The organism is Staphylococcus schweitzeri (assembly GCF_002902405.1).
GTDB classification, from domain to species: Bacteria; Bacillota; Bacilli; order Staphylococcales; family Staphylococcaceae; genus Staphylococcus; species Staphylococcus schweitzeri.
Genome location: NZ_PPQS01000048.1, coordinates 56,754 through 73,226, shown reverse-complemented (window position 1 = coordinate 73,226; position 16,473 = coordinate 56,754). Strand labels below are relative to the sequence as shown.

The 16,473-nt window shown below is 30.8% G+C and carries 19 protein-coding genes and 1 pseudogene; 18 read left to right on the top strand and 2 right to left on the bottom strand.

Annotation, left to right across the window (positions count from 1 at the left end):
* Nucleotides 1-24 precede the first annotated feature (24 nt).
* From pta to CD116_RS12065, 6 genes are all read left to right on the top strand, one after another.
* Nucleotides 25-1,011 carry a phosphate acetyltransferase gene (gene pta / locus CD116_RS12090; RefSeq protein WP_047427743.1) on the top strand — a complete coding sequence of 329 codons (987 nt, stop codon included), beginning with the start codon at nt 25-27 and terminating at the stop codon, nt 1,009-1,011.
* Between the two features lie 2 nt (nt 1,012-1,013).
* Nucleotides 1,014-1,850 carry a lipoate--protein ligase family protein gene (locus tag CD116_RS12085; protein WP_047550126.1) on the top strand — a complete coding sequence of 279 codons (837 nt, stop codon included), beginning with the start codon at nt 1,014-1,016 and terminating at the stop codon, nt 1,848-1,850.
* A 582-nt stretch (nt 1,851-2,432) separates the two neighbouring features.
* Nucleotides 2,433-3,353 carry a mevalonate kinase gene (gene mvk, locus CD116_RS12080; RefSeq protein ID WP_047530196.1) on the top strand — a complete coding sequence of 307 codons (921 nt, stop codon included), beginning with the start codon at nt 2,433-2,435 and terminating at the stop codon, nt 3,351-3,353.
* Nucleotides 3,354-3,357: 4 nt separating this feature from the next.
* Nucleotides 3,358-4,341, top strand: coding sequence for a diphosphomevalonate decarboxylase (mvaD, locus tag CD116_RS12075; RefSeq protein ID WP_047530198.1), 984 nt, complete (start codon nt 3,358-3,360; stop codon nt 4,339-4,341).
* 12 nt (nt 4,342-4,353) lie between these two features.
* On the top strand, nt 4,354-5,430 hold the full coding sequence (locus CD116_RS12070) for a phosphomevalonate kinase (RefSeq protein WP_000616885.1): 1,077 nt from the start codon (nt 4,354-4,356) through the stop codon (nt 5,428-5,430).
* Between the two features lie 176 nt (nt 5,431-5,606).
* Entirely contained in the window at nt 5,607-5,948 is a 342-nt protein-coding gene (locus CD116_RS12065; RefSeq protein WP_000798967.1) for a YuzB family protein, read from the top strand.
* A 51-nt stretch (nt 5,949-5,999) separates the two neighbouring features.
* Here CD116_RS12065 and merA read toward each other — a convergent pair whose 3' ends face one another.
* Both merA and hypR read right to left on the bottom strand, forming a co-directional pair.
* On the bottom strand, nt 6,000-7,322 hold the full coding sequence (gene merA, locus CD116_RS12060; protein ID WP_047550123.1) for a hypothiocyanous acid reductase MerA: 1,323 nt from the start codon (nt 7,320-7,322) through the stop codon (nt 6,000-6,002).
* Entirely contained in the window at nt 7,309-7,749 is a 441-nt protein-coding gene (hypR, locus tag CD116_RS12055; protein WP_047550122.1) for a redox-sensitive transcriptional regulator HypR, read from the bottom strand. Before hypR ends, merA begins: the two co-directional genes overlap by 14 nt.
* Nucleotides 7,750-7,806: 57 nt before the next feature.
* Here hypR and CD116_RS12050 point away from each other — a divergent pair, with 57 nt between their 5' ends.
* The 12 genes and pseudogenes from CD116_RS12050 to CD116_RS14015 form a co-directional block, all read left to right on the top strand.
* The gene (locus CD116_RS12050; protein ID WP_047550119.1) at nt 7,807-7,908 is read left to right on the top strand and encodes a hypothetical protein; all 102 of its coding nucleotides are present in this window, start codon (nt 7,807-7,809) and stop codon (nt 7,906-7,908) included.
* Nucleotides 7,909-8,373: 465 nt separating this feature from the next.
* Complete coding sequence (locus CD116_RS12045) at nt 8,374-9,780, top strand: T7SS effector LXG polymorphic toxin (protein WP_047550115.1); 1,407 nt, start codon at nt 8,374-8,376, stop codon at nt 9,778-9,780.
* A 3-nt stretch (nt 9,781-9,783) separates the two neighbouring features.
* On the top strand, nt 9,784-10,404 hold the full coding sequence (locus tag CD116_RS12040; RefSeq protein WP_103325269.1) for a DUF443 family protein: 621 nt from the start codon (nt 9,784-9,786) through the stop codon (nt 10,402-10,404).
* Nucleotides 10,405-10,528: 124 nt separating this feature from the next.
* Entirely contained in the window at nt 10,529-11,170 is a 642-nt protein-coding gene (locus CD116_RS12035) for a DUF443 family protein (RefSeq protein WP_047550110.1), read from the top strand.
* Nucleotides 11,171-11,438: 268 nt separating this feature from the next.
* The gene (locus tag CD116_RS12030; RefSeq protein ID WP_047550108.1) at nt 11,439-12,077 is read left to right on the top strand and encodes a DUF443 domain-containing protein; all 639 of its coding nucleotides are present in this window, start codon (nt 11,439-11,441) and stop codon (nt 12,075-12,077) included.
* Nucleotides 12,078-12,172: 95 nt separating this feature from the next.
* Nucleotides 12,173-12,448 (top strand): annotated as a pseudogene (locus CD116_RS14095) (T7SS effector LXG polymorphic toxin); the annotation flags it as partial.
* Nucleotides 12,449-12,451: 3 nt separating this feature from the next.
* Nucleotides 12,452-13,087, top strand: coding sequence for a DUF443 family protein (locus CD116_RS12025; RefSeq protein ID WP_047550105.1), 636 nt, complete (start codon nt 12,452-12,454; stop codon nt 13,085-13,087).
* 114 nt (nt 13,088-13,201) lie between these two features.
* Nucleotides 13,202-13,828, top strand: a complete 627-nt coding sequence (locus tag CD116_RS12020; RefSeq protein WP_047550217.1) for a DUF443 family protein — start codon at nt 13,202-13,204, stop codon at nt 13,826-13,828.
* 174 nt (nt 13,829-14,002) lie between these two features.
* Nucleotides 14,003-14,623: a DUF443 domain-containing protein gene (locus CD116_RS12015; protein WP_047550102.1), complete on the top strand. Its 621-nt coding sequence runs from the start codon at nt 14,003-14,005 to the stop codon at nt 14,621-14,623.
* Nucleotides 14,624-14,697: 74 nt separating this feature from the next.
* Nucleotides 14,698-15,324: a DUF443 family protein gene (locus CD116_RS12010; protein WP_047550098.1), complete on the top strand. Its 627-nt coding sequence runs from the start codon at nt 14,698-14,700 to the stop codon at nt 15,322-15,324.
* A 125-nt stretch (nt 15,325-15,449) separates the two neighbouring features.
* Nucleotides 15,450-16,091, top strand: coding sequence for a DUF443 domain-containing protein (locus CD116_RS12005; RefSeq protein WP_078101731.1), 642 nt, complete (start codon nt 15,450-15,452; stop codon nt 16,089-16,091).
* An 87-nt stretch (nt 16,092-16,178) separates the two neighbouring features.
* The coding region (locus CD116_RS14015) for a DUF443 family protein (protein WP_240625131.1) at nt 16,179-16,473 on the top strand (295 nt) is incomplete at its 3' end.

Sequence of the window (16,473 nt, the reverse complement as noted above, 5' to 3'; positions counted from 1 at the left end):
AGATTTATATTACAGGAGGACATTATGGCTGATTTATTAAATGTATTAAAAGACAAACTTTCTGGTAAAAACGTTAAAATCGTATTACCTGAAGGAGAGGACGAGCGTGTTCTAACAGCTGCAACACAATTACAAGCAACAGATTATGTTACACCAATCGTGTTAGGTGATGAGACTAAGGTTCAATCTTTAGCGCAAAAACTTAATCTTGATATTTCTAATATTGAATTAATTAATCCTGAGACAAGTGAATTGAAAGCTGAATTAGTTCAATCATTTGTTGAACGACGTAAAGGTAAAGCGACTGAAGAACAAGCACAAGAATTATTAAACAATGTGAACTACTTCGGTACAATGCTTGTTTATGCTGGTAAAGCAGATGGTTTAGTTAGTGGTGCAGCACATTCAACAGGCGACACTGTGCGTCCAGCTTTACAAATCATCAAAACGAAACCAGGTGTATCAAGAACATCAGGTATCTTCTTTATGATTAAAGGTGATGAACAATACATCTTTGGTGATTGTGCAATCAATCCAGAACTTGATTCACAAGGACTTGCAGAAATTGCGGTAGAAAGTGCAAAATCAGCATTAAGCTTTGGCATGGATCCAAAAGTTGCAATGTTAAGCTTTTCAACAAAAGGGTCTGCTAAATCAGACGACGTGACAAAAGTTCAAGAAGCTGTCAAATTAGCACAACAAAAAGCTGAAGAAGAAAAATTAGAAGCAATCATTGATGGCGAATTCCAATTTGATGCTGCGATTGTACCAGGTGTTGCTGAGAAAAAAGCGCCAGGTGCTAAATTACAAGGTGATGCAAATGTCTTTGTATTCCCAAGTTTAGAAGCTGGTAATATTGGTTACAAAATTGCACAACGTTTAGGTGGATATGATGCAGTTGGTCCAGTATTACAAGGTTTAAATTCTCCAGTAAATGACTTATCACGTGGTTGCTCAATTGAAGATGTATACAATCTTTCAATTATCACAGCAGCGCAAGCTTTACAATAACGATGGATTTAGCGAGTAAATATTTTAATGGCGTCAACTGGCGATATATCGACCATTCTTCTGGATTAGAGCCTATGCAATCTTTCGCATTCGATGATACATTTTGTGAAAGTGTGGGCAAAGATATATCAGATAATGTTGTGCGTACTTGGATTCATCAACATACTGTTATTCTTGGTATTCATGATTCAAGATTGCCGTTTTTAAAAGATGGCATTGATTATTTAACGAATGAGATTGGTTATAATGCCATTGTTAGAAATTCTGGTGGCTTAGGTGTCGTTCTAGATCAAGGTGTATTAAATATATCGCTGATGTTCAAAGGGCAGACAGAGACAACGATTGATGAAGCGTTTACTGTGATGTATCTCTTAATTAGCAAAATGTTCGAAGATGAGAATGTTGATATTGATACGATGGAAGTTGAACATTCTTATTGCCCAGGAAAATTTGACTTAAGTATCGATGGTAAGAAATTTGCAGGCATATCGCAACGAAGAGTTAGAGGTGGTATTGCTGTACAAATTTATCTTTGTGTTGAAGGCTCTGGTTCAGAACGTGCATTGATGATGCAAACATTTTATGAACATGCTTTAAAAGGTGAAGTGACTAAATTTAAATACCCTGAAATTGAACCATCTTGTATGGCCTCACTAGAGACATTGCTTAACAAAACGATTACTGTTCAAGATGTAATGTTTTTACTATTATATGCAATCAAAGATCTTGGTGGTGTACTAAATATGACACCAATTACTCAAGAAGAATGGCAAAGATACGATACGTATTTTGATAAAATGATTGAAAGAAACAAGAAAATGATAGACCAAATGCAATAGTTAAATATTTAACAGCCCCTTTCAAGTTATCGTTTGGGGCTGTTATTTTTGATATTAAACTTTAAATAAGTTGCTAAAATTAATTTTTAAAATAGAACGTCATTCAATTTAAACTAATGATATGATGGAAATGATAAAATTTAAAAATTAAATTTTAATAGTCGACATTAAACGTATTAAGAAATGGGTATAAATTATGAATATGAGTAGTTAAATAATCATACTATATATTGAAATGTTCTAATACTTTAGTAGTAAATCTATATATTCCAATTATTATTTGTAGTATTATAGTTAGGGTGGAAAATTATAAATTGTAGGGCTATTTTATAAAAAGATAAAGAATCTGAAATATCACTCGATAAGATTTAAACTTTGAAGTAAACGAAAGTTAGTTTTATACTAATCAAGTTAAGTCAAATATAAATTCAAAATAAAGATTATACATAATATGAATAATGTGAGATAAAGACTGCAATGAAATTTAACGCGAATGCGTATGCAACTTAGAATATGATGTCTTTTACTAATAAATAAAAATAATGAATCAAGTATAGGATAAATATAAAAGGTGATATTGACATGACAAGAAAAGGATATGGGGAATCGACCGGTAAGATTATTTTAATAGGAGAACATGCTGTTACATTTGGAGAGCCTGCTATTGCAGTACCGTTTAACGCAGGTAAAATCAAAGTTTTAATAGAAGCCTTAGAGAGCGGGAACTATTCGTCTATTAAAAGCGATGTTTACGATGGTATGTTATATGATGCGCCTGACCATCTTAAGTCTTTGGTGAACCGTTTTGTAGAATTAAATAATATTACAGAGCCGCTAGCAGTAACGATCCAAACGAATTTACCACCATCACGTGGATTAGGATCGAGTGCAGCTGTCGCGGTTGCTTTTGTTCGTGCGAGTTATGATTTTTTAGGGAAATCATTAACGAAAGAAGAACTCATTGAAAAGGCTAATTGGGCAGAGCAAATTGCACATGGTAAACCAAGTGGTATTGATACGCAAACGATTGTATCAGGCAAACCAGTTTGGTTCCAAAAAGGTCATGCTGAAACGTTGAAAACGTTAAGTTTAGACGGCTATATGGTTGTTATTGATACTGGTGTGAAAGGTTCAACAAGACAAGCAGTAGAAGATGTTCATAAACTTTGTGAGAATCCTCAGTACATGTCACATGTAAAACATATCGGTAAGTTAGTTTTACGTGCGAGTGATGTGATTGAACATCATAACTTTGAAGCCTTAGCGGATATCTTTAATGAATGTCATGCGGATTTAAAGGCGTTGACAGTTAGTCATGATAAAATAGAACAATTAATGAAAATTGGTAAAGAAAATGGTGCAATTGCTGGAAAACTTACTGGTGCTGGTCGTGGCGGAAGTATGTTATTGCTTGCCAAAGATTTACCAACAGCGAAAAATATTGTAAAAGCTGTAGAAAAAGCTGGTGCAGCACATACATGGATTGAGAATTTAGGAGGTTAATGCGTTGATTAAAAGTGGCAAAGCACGTGCACATACGAATATTGCACTTATAAAATATTGGGGTAAAAAAGATGAAGCACTAATCATTCCAATGAATAATAGCGTATCTGTTACATTAGAAAAATTTTACACTGAAACGAAAGTCACTTTTAACGACCAGTTAACACAGGATCAATTTTGGTTGAATGGTGAAAAGGTTAGTGGCAAAGAATTAGAGAAAATTTCAAAATATATGGATATTGTCAGAAATAGAGCTGGCATCGATTGGTATGCAGAAATTGAAAGCGACAATTTTGTACCAACAGCAGCAGGGTTGGCTTCATCAGCAAGCGCATATGCAGCTTTAGCAGCAGCTTGTAATCAAGCGCTAGACTTGCAGTTGTCAGATAAGGATTTATCGAGATTGGCGCGAATCGGTTCGGGTTCTGCGTCGCGTAGTATTTATGGTGGATTTGCAGAATGGGAAAAAGGGTATAGTGATGAGACGTCATATGCTGTTCCACTTGAATCGAATCATTTTGAAGATGACCTTGCCATGATATTTGTTGTGATTAATCAACATTCTAAAAAGGTACCTAGTCGATATGGTATGTCGTTGACACGAAACACATCAAGGTTTTATCAATATTGGTTAGATCATATTGATGAAGATTTAATTGAAGCAAAAGCAGCGATTCAAGACAAAGATTTTAAACGCCTTGGTGAAGTAATTGAAGAAAATGGTTTGCGTATGCATGCCACGAACCTAGGATCAACACCGCCGTTCACATATCTTGTGCAAGAAAGTTATGATGTAATGGCGCTCGTTCACGAATGCCGAGAAGCGGGATATCCGTGTTATTTTACGATGGATGCGGGTCCTAATGTGAAAATACTTGTAGAAAAGAAAAACAAGCAACAGATTATAGATAAATTATTAACACAGTTTGATAATAACCAAATTATTGATAGTGACATTATTGCCACAGGAATTGAAATAATTGAGTAAGGAAGAGATAAAATGATTCAGGTCAAAGCACCCGGAAAACTTTATATTGCTGGAGAATATGCTGTAACAGAACCAGGATATAAATCTGTACTTATTGCGTTAGATCGCTTTGTAACTGCTACTATTGAAGAAGCAGACCAATATAAAGGTACCATTCATTCAAAAGCATTACATCATAACCCAGTTACATTTAGTAGAGATGAAGATAGTATTGTCATTTCAGATCCACATGCAGCAAAACAATTAAATTATGTGGTCACAGCTATTGAAATATTTGAACAGTATGCAAAAAGTTGCGATATAGCGATGAAGCATTTTCATCTGACTATTGATAGTAATTTAGATGATTCGAATGGTCATAAATATGGATTAGGTTCAAGTGCAGCAGTACTTGTGTCAGTTATAAAGGTATTAAATGAATTTTATGATATGAAGTTATCTAATTTATACATTTATAAACTGGCAGTGATTGCAAATATGAAGTTACAAAGTTTAAGTTCATGCGGAGATATTGCCGTTAGTGTTTATAGTGGATGGTTAGCGTATAGTACTTTTGATCATGAATGGGTTAAGCATCAAATTGAAGATACTACAGTTGAAGAAGTTTTAATCAAAAACTGGCCTGGTTTGCACATCGAACCATTACAAGCACCTGAAAATATGGAAGTACTTATCGGTTGGACTGGCTCACCGGCATCATCACCACACTTTGTTAGCGAAGTGAAACGTTTAAAATCAGATCCTTCATTTTACGGTGACTTCTTAGAAGATTCACATCGTTGTGTTGAAAAACTTATTCATGCTTTTAAAACAAATAACATTAAAGGTGTGCAAAAGATGGTGCGCCAGAATCGTACAATTATTCAACGTATGGATAAAGAAGCTACAGTTGATATAGAAACTGAAAAGCTAAAATACTTGTGTGATATTGCTGAAAAGTATCACGGCGCATCTAAAACATCAGGCGCTGGTGGTGGAGACTGTGGTATTACAATTATCAATAAAGATGTAGATAAAGAAAAAATTTATGATGAATGGACAAAACATGGTATTAAACCATTAAAATTTAATATTTATCATGGGCAATAAATGATTTGATAGGGGAGCAATCATCTAATTTAATTAGAAGATAAATGCTCCATTTTTTATTGCCAGCCGTGTTACGTATCTTGAAAAAAATATTAAAAAGAGTAAAATAGATAGAGTTAACGAAAAAATTAATGAAATCGACGATATAGATATGATAAAGAAAGGTGGGTAGCAATATGAAAAATACATTCCTTATTTGTGATGAATGTCAGGCAGTCAATATTAGAACGTTACAAAAGAAGTTGGAAAAATTAGATCCCGATGCTGAAATCGTGATAGGTTGTCAATCTTATTGTGGACCTGGACGCCGAAAAACATTCACTTTTGTTAATAACCGCCCACTGGCTGCGCTTACTGAAGAAGAATTAATCGAAAAAGTTTCTCAACAATTAAAAAAACCACGTGATCCTGAAGAAGAAGAGCGTTTAAGAAAACGACATGAAGAACGTAAACGTCGTAAAGAAGAACAAGATAGAAAGCTTAAAGAAAAATTAGAAAAGCGAAAAGCACAACAATAAAACCTGATGGCAGCATCATTCAATGCGTGCCACCAGGTTTTTATGTTTTGGCTAGAAATTAAATAAATCATTAAATGATTCGGCCATCGTAGGATGCGTATAAATATTATCTCGTAATACGGTATATGGAATGTTTTGATCAATCGCAAGTTTAATTATATTAATTAATTCTTCAGATTGCTTACCATATAATGTAGCACCTAAAATCATATTATTTTCATTATTGATGACTACTTTAAATAAACCTCTTGGATCATTGTTAATTTTGTGACGAGGTATAGCACTTACTAAAAGTTGATGTTCAGTGTAATCATAATGTTGAGCGGCAGCTTCTTTACTAGTTAATCCAACACGTGATAATGGTGGATCTATAAATACTGTATAAGGCACGCTACCTCTATTGTCAGTCGTACGTGACTGATTACCATATAAAGCTGATTTGATAATTCGATAATCATCTAAAGATATATACGTAAATTGAAGTCCGCCTTTAACATCACCTGCAGCATAAATATGCGGCACAGTTGTTTGAAGATGAGCATTGACTTTAATTTCGCCTCTGTCGCCTAATTCGATATCAGTATTTTCTAAAGCTAAATCCGTATTCGGTTTGCGTCCGATAGCCAAAAGTACTGCATCAGCCTCAAAGTTACCAACGTTAGTATGGACTGTTGTATGATGATCGTCAGATGACAATTCAGTCGTTTCAACATTTGTATACAATGCAATGCCTTTATTTTCTAAGTCAGTAATAGCATGTGCAACGACATCTTGCTCTTCGCGTGGCATAAATGATTCACCACGTTCTAATACAGTAACCTTACTACCTAAATTCGCAAACATTGAAGCAAATTCTAAGGCGATATAACCGCCACCTACAATAACGAGGTGTTTAGGTTGATAGCTAATGTTTAATAAACCTGTTGAATCGAAGACGTGTCTAGCTTGATCAATGCCTTTTATGTTAGGAATGACAGAGGTAGCACCAGTATTAATAATGATATGAGGTGCAGTAATACTATCGGCGATATCGCCATACTGATCTAATAAATTCACTTCAGTATTAGATTTAAACTGCGCTTTAAAATCCAGTACATCAATGTTGTTATCGTCTGCTAATAAGTGGTAATTTTTATTGTTTAGCGCACTGACAACATCGTTTTTACGGTTATAACTTGCTTCAAAAGATTTGCCTTCTAACCCATCATGTACAAGTGTCTTCGAAGGTATACATCCTATATTTATACAAGTGCCGCCATACATTTTCGAAGATTGTTCGATAACTGCGACGTGTTGACCTGTTGATGCAGCATATTTCGCTAAAGTTTTACCAGCTTTTCCAAATCCTATTACAATTAAATCATATGTTTTCATGACATAAATCCTCCTTTTGAATGTCTTCAATGACATCTTTGATTGTTTTTTCTTTATAAAAATTAATAATGATATTCTGTTCGTCTTGTTGATAATGTGACATGGTACTTGCAATATTACGAGCAATTTGACAGTGACTGCCTTCGTCGCCAGTAAATAGTCGTGTGTGATGTTCTTTCTCTAAGACAAAATGTTTATATAATGTTGCTAAAGAGACATCAGCGCTACGATCATTTGCTAAATATCCACCATCTTTACCTCGTATTGTGTTAATCATTTTTAAATCGACAAGTTGAGTCGTCACGCGTCGTAATTGAACAGGATTTAAACAAGTTAATTCTGCTAATGAACTACTATTGAATTTTTCTGAATGATGCTTAGTTAAAAAAGCTAATACATGCACGGCAATGTTAAATTCTAAATTCAAAGTTTCTCACCTCATAATTGTAACTATATTAGTTACAATTAAAAATCATTTTGTTCAATGTGTCAATACTTATGTTTGAAAAGTGTTGAATTAGGTGTGTTTATTGTGATGATTTATTGTTTGAAAGTTGTTGCATTAAAGGTGAGGTTGCACAATTGAAATTTTAGTTATGAATGAACTGATAGATATGAAATGAATATTGAAAATGAGGGCAATAAAATTTTGAATGATGATGTTGTGTGATTTTGTAACTTTATTCGTATTTAAGAGTCGTTTTGATATTTCGCATGATGAGGAAATACTTTTAACAACTGGTGACATATTTTAATAGTAAATATATTTTGAGATATTAATATATTTAATGTTAAGGATGTTGTCACAATAAAATTAAAATATTGAAAGATAATTTTTATTGATTAATTGCGAATATACAAAGACACCATTATATCCATATGCTAAAATAAGAAAAAAGGCGACATGTTATCTCAATTTACCTGCATCTAGACTCCTTTACATAAGAAATAATCATCGCCGAGTTTTAAAATTTTACAACTTTGTAGATGTAAAAAGCATTTGATTTTAAATAGTTTGAAAATCACATATTTTTGGAAAAGGAGCATGCCGATGAGTATTGACATGTATTTAGACAGATCTCGAAACCAAGCTTCAAGTGTGGGTAATTTGAGTCAAACAATGAATACAAATTATGATGCGTTGGAAAAAGCAATTACTCAATTTATCAATGATGATGCGCTTAAAGGTAAAGCGTATACGTCAGCTAAGCAATTTTTTAGTACGGTGTTAATTCCATTATCAACAAGTATGAAAACATTGAGTGATTTAACGAAGCAAGCTTGCGATAATTTTGTGTCACGTTATACGAGTGAGGTTGATAGCATATCTTTAAAAGAATCAGAGCTTGAAGAAGATATCAGATCATTAAGTCAACAAATTACGCGATATGAAAATTTGAATAACAATTTGAAAAAGCATGCTTCCGATAATCAGCAAGCCATTTCATCGAACCAACAAATAATACAAACATTAGGTCAACAAAAACATGAATTAGAAGAGAAGCTACGCAAATTGCGTGAGTTTAATCAAAAATCACCAGAAATATTTAAAGAAGTTGAAGAATTTCAAAAAATTGTACAACAAGGACTTACCCAAGCGCAAAATTTTTGGAACTTTTCAACAAATCAATTTAATATTCCTTCAGGTAAAGAACTTGATTGGGCCAAAGCAAGTCATGAAAAATATTTGAAAGTTGCCATGGGGAAAATTGAACATAAAGCAGAGAAAGAAACTTTAAATAAAGCAGACTTTGCTGTTATAAAGGCATATGCCAAAGAACATCCAGAAGACGATATCCCGAAAAGTATAATGAAATATATAAATGACAATAAAGATAGTATTAAACGAGATATAGGATTAGATATCACGTCAACACTTTTAGAGCAAGGCGGTATAAATGCAAGTAAATTCGGTGTATTTATCAATACAGCAGGTGGAGTGAAAGGCCCAGCCGGTCCAAATTCATTTGTGGAAGTCAAACGTACATCAGGTAATGTATTTATAGAAAATGGTAGTAAATTTGCAAAAGGCGGAAAATATCTAGGTAAAGGAGTTGCAGGTGTAGGTTTTGGTATAGGTATGTATGATGATATGGCAAACGATGATAAAACTGTTGGTGAAGCGTTGTCGCACAATGGTATGACGCTTGCAGCTGGATCTGTTGCAGGAGCATCTATGTCTGCAGGTATAACTTTGCTGGCAAGTAATCCAGTAGGATGGGCGGTTTTAGGAGGTTTTGCTGTAGCAACAGGTATTACAATAGCGGCTGATTGGGCATATGAAAATAATATGTGGGGATTAAAGGATAAAACAGACTGGGTAGGACATAAAATAGATGACGGTATCGATGTTGTAAAAAATTCTACAAAAAAAGCCATAGATAGTGTTGAAAGTGCTGTTGGTGAAGCTACAAAAAGTATATCTAATCATATAAATCCTATGAAATGGAGCTGGTAAAAAGTGCTGTGCGAATCTAAAATCATCAATAAAAACCCAAAATATAGAATTATTAAATATAATGATGAGTACTTAATGGTCGATATAATAAGTACTTGGATTAGTTTGTTTTTTCCATTTATCAATTGGTTCATCCCAAAAAGATACGTCAAAATTACTAGAGAAGAGTTTGAAAATTTAAATATTGTTAAACCTGCTAAAAAGAATGTTTTTTGGCCAGTTGCAGGTATCTCTGCTTTATTCGCAGTTACATTAAGAAAGTATACACATTTACTTGACACTCAACTTGATAAAAAATTAGTTATTGCCATATGTTGCATCACATTTATAGGGATTTTAATATTTTATGTACGCCTAATTAAAAAATCATCTTTAAATATTTATAATACTAAAAATAAAAGGTCAAAAATTATCTTAATACCAACACTAAAAAATTTTTGTTTCACATTGTTTAGATATGCTTTTTTTATTTTATGGACAGTTATTTTCTCATATTCTCTATTATCAATGAGTTATCAAAACATAATAGTATATTTTGCTTGGATTGCAGTTATAATGGGTTTTTTTCTAGTGAATATAGCTTTAATTATAGATAAAAACATTCATGTCATACTTAAAAATTAAGTAAAAGTACTAAATTCAGATTAAAGATATGCAAATAACAATTAATTAAAATTTTGATGACAGTAAGTTGATAATATTTTAATGTCTTCTGAACTATCAGAAAAAGTATTGCAGATAAAATCAAATGGAAGTGAAGACATTGCTTTGCGAATCTAGAATTATAGATAAAAATGCAAAATATAGAATTATAAAATACAATGATGAATATTTCATGATAGATTTATCGAGTAATTACATATCTTATCTATTGCCAATGATCAATTGGTTTATACCCAAAAAAGGAGTTAAGTTAAGTGTTAAAGAGGTAGAAAAACTAGATACTATAAAGCCTCAAAAAAATTCAGCTTTAAATTGGTATATAGGATTCTCTGTATTATTGACTGTAATTTTTAGAAAGTATATTAGTTTATTAGATTTACAAATTGAAAGGTATATAAACATTAGTATAAGTCTTTTGATAATTCTTTTTATTATTTTATTTAGATTGTATATAAATAAAAAGATAACAATTAAGAATTTTCATCAAAATGAGTACAGGACTTTAATGCTAATCCCGACATGGAAAAGTTTTATATTTACGTTGTTTGCTTTTGGCTTTATAGGATTAATATCGATATTTACAATCATTGTCACCTTTTATTATGAAAATCAAAACATCATAGTATTTCTAACTGAAGTTGTTATGATTCTAATATTCTCTTTTTTAAATGTTTTATCAATTTCTGACTCGAAAGTCCATGTCATAATAAAAGAAAATGGCAAATGAAATATATAAACAAAACTTTACTTATTCATTTAGAAGGTATCAAAAAAACGCTAACAATCAAAACAACAACACCTATTAACGTAGGAGTGTGGTTTTTTAAGGGCAAAAAGGACATAATTTAAAATCTGAGTGAAATTACTAAATTCAGATTATAAATATGCAAATAACAATGAATAAAATTTTTAATGGCAGTAAATTAGTAATATTTAAAAGTCTTCTGAAGTATCTAAAAATGTATTACACATAAAATCAAATGGAAGTGAAGACATTGCTTTGCGACGTTGAAGTGGTTAATAAGAATCCTAAATATAGAATTATTAAATATAATGATGAATATTTGATGATCGATTTAGTAAGTACCTGGCTAACTTTATTTCTTCCTATGATGAATTGGTTAATCCCTAAAAAATACGTGAAGATTAATAAAGAAGAATTTGAAAATTTAAACATTGTTAAACCTACTAAAAATAGAGCTTTTTGGCCAGCTGCAGGTGGCTCAGTTTTATTTGGAGTTACATTCAGGAAATATACTCAATTTCTTAATATTCAATTAGAAAAAACCTTGGTTATTACCATATGTTGCATGATATTTCTAGCTGTTTTTACATTATTTTTATATTTAAATAAAAAATTAAAGTTGCATATGTTTGAGGACAATAAAAATGATAACGATAAAATCATATTAATCCCTACATTTAAAAATATATGTTTATCCCTAATTGCCTATGTGTTTTTCGGTGGCTTTTCAATAATGCTTTTAAGTATGTTGATGACCTTAAATCCTCAAAATATAATAGGATTCTTAGCTTTGTTTGGTATGATTGCAGCTTTCTTTATAGCAAACAGGTCTTCAATTATCGATAAAAATGTTTACGCAATACTAAGGTCAAAAGAGGTTGAGAAGTGATTAAATTAGCTAGAATTACATATTTAAAAGGTGGTTCAAAAAAGCACTAGTTCAATTTTAAAATAGCAATATAGAGCGTGTTATTTTGTCTGATAGCTCTCATAATATTGCTTGCTAGCAATCCAATTGGATGGGCGGTTGTTGGTGTATTAGCTTTTCCCTCTCTTGCTGACATGTTTGCAGATTGAGCTTATCAAACAAATAAACTTGGATTACAGGATAAAACAGATTGGGTAGGTCACAAAATAGACGATGGCATAGACGTTGTAAAAGAATCCGCAGAAGTTACCATAGATAGTGTAGAAAATACAGTGGGTGAAGCTACAAAAAGTATCGGTAAACATATTAATCCAATGAAATGGGTGTGGTAAACATTGCTTTGTGAATCCAGAGTCATTAATAAAAACCCAAAATACAGGATCATTAAATATAATGAGGTGTATTTGATGGTTGATTTAGCAAATAACTGGCTAACATTACTTCTTCCAATGATGAATTGGTTAATCCCTAAAAAATACGTGAAGATTAGTAAAGAAGAATTTGAAAATTTAAAGATTGTTAAACCTACTAAAAATAGAGTTTTTTGGCCAGCTGTAGGTGGCTCAATTTTATTTGGAGTTACATTCAGAAAGTATACTCATTTACTCGATATCCAACTAGAAAAAAGTTTAGTTATTATCATATGTTTTATAACATTCTTAAGTATTTTAATCTTTTTTATGAAATTACATCAAAAATTAAAATTAAAAGTTTTTAATAAAAATAAAGAATATAAAGAAAAAGTTATGCTACTACCTACTTTCAAACATTTTTATTTTGTACTATTTTCTTATTTATTTTCAGGATTTTTTTCAATAATGAGTCTATGCATGTTAATAACTTTAGATTCCCAGAATATAATAGTATTTATTGCTTGGATTATAATGACAATGCTTTTCTTTCTAGTGAATATGGCTTCAATTGGCAATAAAAATGTTCATGTCATATTTAAAAAAATAGACAACATTTAATATTTTCTAAATGTTGTCGACTCAATCCTTTTAAGACGCTTGTAAAATTTAAAAGTCTTCTAAAGTATTTGAAAGTGTATTAGATATAAAACCAACGAGACGGAAGTGAAGATATTGCTTTGCGAATCTATAATTATCAACAAAAATCCAAAATATAGAATTATTAAGTATAATGATGAATATTTGATGGTTGATTTAGTAAGTAGTTGGATAGTATTTTTTCTTCCAATGATCAATTGGTTTATCCCTAAAAATTACGTCAAAATTAGCAAGGAAGAATTTGATGTCTTAAACATTTTTAAACCAGTTAGAAATAATGCTTTTTGGCCTGTTACAGGCGCTTTAGTTTTACTTGTAACCTTGTCGAAAAAATATATTTATTTGCTCAATACCCATTTAGACAAAAAAACAGTAATAATCATATGTTTTGTCATATTTCTATGTGTAATAACATGCTTTTTATACTTGAACCAAAAACTAAAACTACATATTTGGGACAAAAATAAAAGTGAAAACGAAAAAATTATATTAATACCTACGTTAAAAAATATATTTATATCTTTGTTTGCTTATATATTTTTTGGCAGCTTTTCAATTTTATCTCTAAATATATTATTAACAATGGATTCTCAAAATATAATAGGATTTCTTGGTTGGATTGTAACGACAACATGTTTCTTTTTTGTTAACAGGTCATCAATAATCGGTGGAAATGTTCGTGTCATACTTAAAAAGCATTAGCAAACGCTAAATTTAAAGTCAATTGAGTTATAACAGAAATTATAAAAATCTGCATATTATAAAGGATATCAAACAATAATATTTTAACTTAGCAATATATTCAATATTCTAAAATCATGAGAATAGCTGATTAATTGTTTGAACTTAAAAAGATATGAAGTGGGCGAGATAAAAATGTTATGTGAGTCCTGGAATATAAATAAGAACCCGAGATATAAAATTATAAAATATAAGAACGAGTTTTTAATGGTTGATGTAACTAGTTCTTGGATTTTCTTTTTCATTCCAATGCTTAATTGGGGTGTACCTAAGAAATATGCGAAGATTAGTCAAAGTGAGTTTGAAGAATTAAATACATTTACACCAAAAAATAGTAGCTCAGCTGGATGGATAGCAGGTGGGGGATCAGTTTTATTGGCAGTATTGACGAGAAAATATATACAGTTGTTAAATATACAAATTAATCAAATTGCTGTGAATATTTTATGCTGTCTCGTACTTTTGGGGGTTTTCCTTTCAGCTTTATATATTAATTCGAAATCTAAATTAAATGTTTATGATAGAAATAACTGTGATGAAAAGATAATTTTAATACCAACTTTTAAAAATTTATGCTTAATGCTCCTTTCGTATATTCTTTTTGGTGGTTTAAGCATACTTGCTTTTTATATGTTTATCACAGAAGGTATTCAAAACATCATTTTATTTATTACTTGGATTATGCTTGTAATAATGTTCTTACTTAGTAATGTAGCTTTGGTAGTCAATAAAAAAGTAAATGTTATAAAAAGGTAGAAAAATGACTAACAATATTATGTTAGCCGTTCTTCAAATAAAGATTACTTAGTAAAAGTAGGAAGTGATAAACAATGCTATGTGATATTAGAGTTATTAATAAAAATCCGAGATATAAAGTCGTTCAATATAATGATGAGTATTTGTTGATTGATTTAGTAAGCACTTGGCTTGTATACTTTTTTCCATTTATTAATTGGTTCATTCCAAAAAGGTATGCAAAACTTAGTGAGAAGGAACTTGAAAATTTAAATGTTGATAAACAAAATAAAAATAATATTTTCTGGCCAGTTACTGGTAGTTCGTTTTTATTCGTAGTTATTTTACGGAAATATGTACATACGTTTGAAGTTCAATTAGATAATAAGATTTTAATAGCTTTATGTTTTATAGGATTTATAGGTATTGCAGCATTTTACATTTACTTAAATAAAAAGCTTAAACTAAAGATATATGATGATAATCTAGATAATGAAAATAAGGTTATATTAATGCCGACTTTTAAAGATGGAAGTTTTATAGTGTTTACATATCTATTATTGGGAGGTTGTTCAATATTATTTTTAATATGGCTAATGACTATAAAACCTCAAAACATACTGGTATTTATTATGTGGATCATTATTACTATTTTCTTCATTCTAATAAGCATGGGCTCAATTAGTAATAAAAAGGTTTATGCCAAGCTTAAAAAGCAATAGAAATTACTAAACTTAGATTGTAGTTCGTAAGTTAAGTAATAAACAGGAAAATAGTATGTTACTAAAATACAAAACACCTATAAAGTATCTGAAACTGTATTAGATATAAAACCAACGAGACGGAAGTGGAGAAATTGCTTTGCGAGGTTAGAGTAGTAAACAAAAATCCGAGATATAGAATTATTAAATATAAAAACGACTATCTGATGATTGATTTAGTAAGCACCTGGTTAGTTTTGTTCTTTCCGTTTATTAATTGGTTAATCCCAAAAAGATATGTCCAAATCAGTAGAGAAGAGTTTGATAACTTAAATATTGTCAAACCAGTTAAAAATAAAGCTTTATGGCCAGTTATAGGTAGCATACTTTTATTTGGCACTATGTTTAGAGATAAAATATATATACCTGATTCTCATTTAGAAAAAAATTGCGTTATTATCATTTGTTCGGTTTTATTATTAAGTATTCTAGTGTTTTATATATATTTAAATCAGAGAGTAAAGTTATCTATCTATAATAATCGGAGTAGCAATGGAAAAATTATGATTTTTCCTTCATTCAAGAATCTTTGCTTTGTACTATTTTCTTATTTTTTCTGTGGTGGATTATCAATCATGTTCTTAGATGTTTTGATTAGTTTATCTATCCAAAATATTATAGTATTTATTGCTTGGGTTATTATGACAATGCTATTTTTCTTTTTAAATATGTCTTCAATAATAGACAAAAAGATTCATGTTATATATTTAAGGTCATATAAACATTAATTTTGATACAAAAGGGCACAAGTATTTTGAGAAACAGAAACGATAATATAGCTGTGTGAATTTGTTATTAATAGGAAGTGATAATTATTGCTTTGTGAAACCGAAATTATCAATAAAAATCCGAAATATAGAGTTGTTAAGTATGATGATGAATACTTAATGATCGATGTAATAAGCACTTGGCTTGTATACTTTTTTCCATTTATTAATTGGTTCATTCCAAAAAGGTGCGCCAAAATTAGTAGAGAAGAGTATGAAAAACTGAACACTGTTAAGCCAGTTAAAAATAAAACTTTTTGGCCTGTTGTAGGAGGAACAATCTTACTAGGTGTTACTTCCAGAAAGTACATACACTTACTTAATATTCAATTAGAAAAAATAT

Bases quoted from the DNA above. Each gene is read 5' to 3' on its own strand.
- pta (WP_047427743.1), top strand. From the start codon at position 25: ATGGCTGATTTATTAAATGTATTAAAAGACAAACTTTCTGGTAAAAAC.
- CD116_RS12085 (WP_047550126.1), top strand. From the start codon at position 1,014: ATGGATTTAGCGAGTAAATATTTTAATGGCGTCAACTGGCGATATATC.
- mvk (WP_047530196.1), top strand. From the start codon at position 2,433: ATGACAAGAAAAGGATATGGGGAATCGACCGGTAAGATTATTTTAATA.
- CD116_RS12070 (WP_000616885.1), top strand. From the start codon at position 4,354: ATGATTCAGGTCAAAGCACCCGGAAAACTTTATATTGCTGGAGAATAT.
- CD116_RS12065 (WP_000798967.1), top strand. From the start codon at position 5,607: ATGAAAAATACATTCCTTATTTGTGATGAATGTCAGGCAGTCAATATT.
- merA (WP_047550123.1), bottom strand. From the start codon at position 7,322: ATGAAAACATATGATTTAATTGTAATAGGATTTGGAAAAGCTGGTAAA.
- CD116_RS12050 (WP_047550119.1), top strand. From the start codon at position 7,807: ATGTGTCAATACTTATGTTTGAAAAGTGTTGAATTAGGTGTGTTTATT.
- CD116_RS12045 (WP_047550115.1), top strand. From the start codon at position 8,374: ATGAGTATTGACATGTATTTAGACAGATCTCGAAACCAAGCTTCAAGT.
- CD116_RS12035 (WP_047550110.1), top strand. From the start codon at position 10,529: ATGGAAGTGAAGACATTGCTTTGCGAATCTAGAATTATAGATAAAAAT.
- CD116_RS12015 (WP_047550102.1), top strand. From the start codon at position 14,003: ATGTTATGTGAGTCCTGGAATATAAATAAGAACCCGAGATATAAAATT.
- CD116_RS12010 (WP_047550098.1), top strand. From the start codon at position 14,698: ATGCTATGTGATATTAGAGTTATTAATAAAAATCCGAGATATAAAGTC.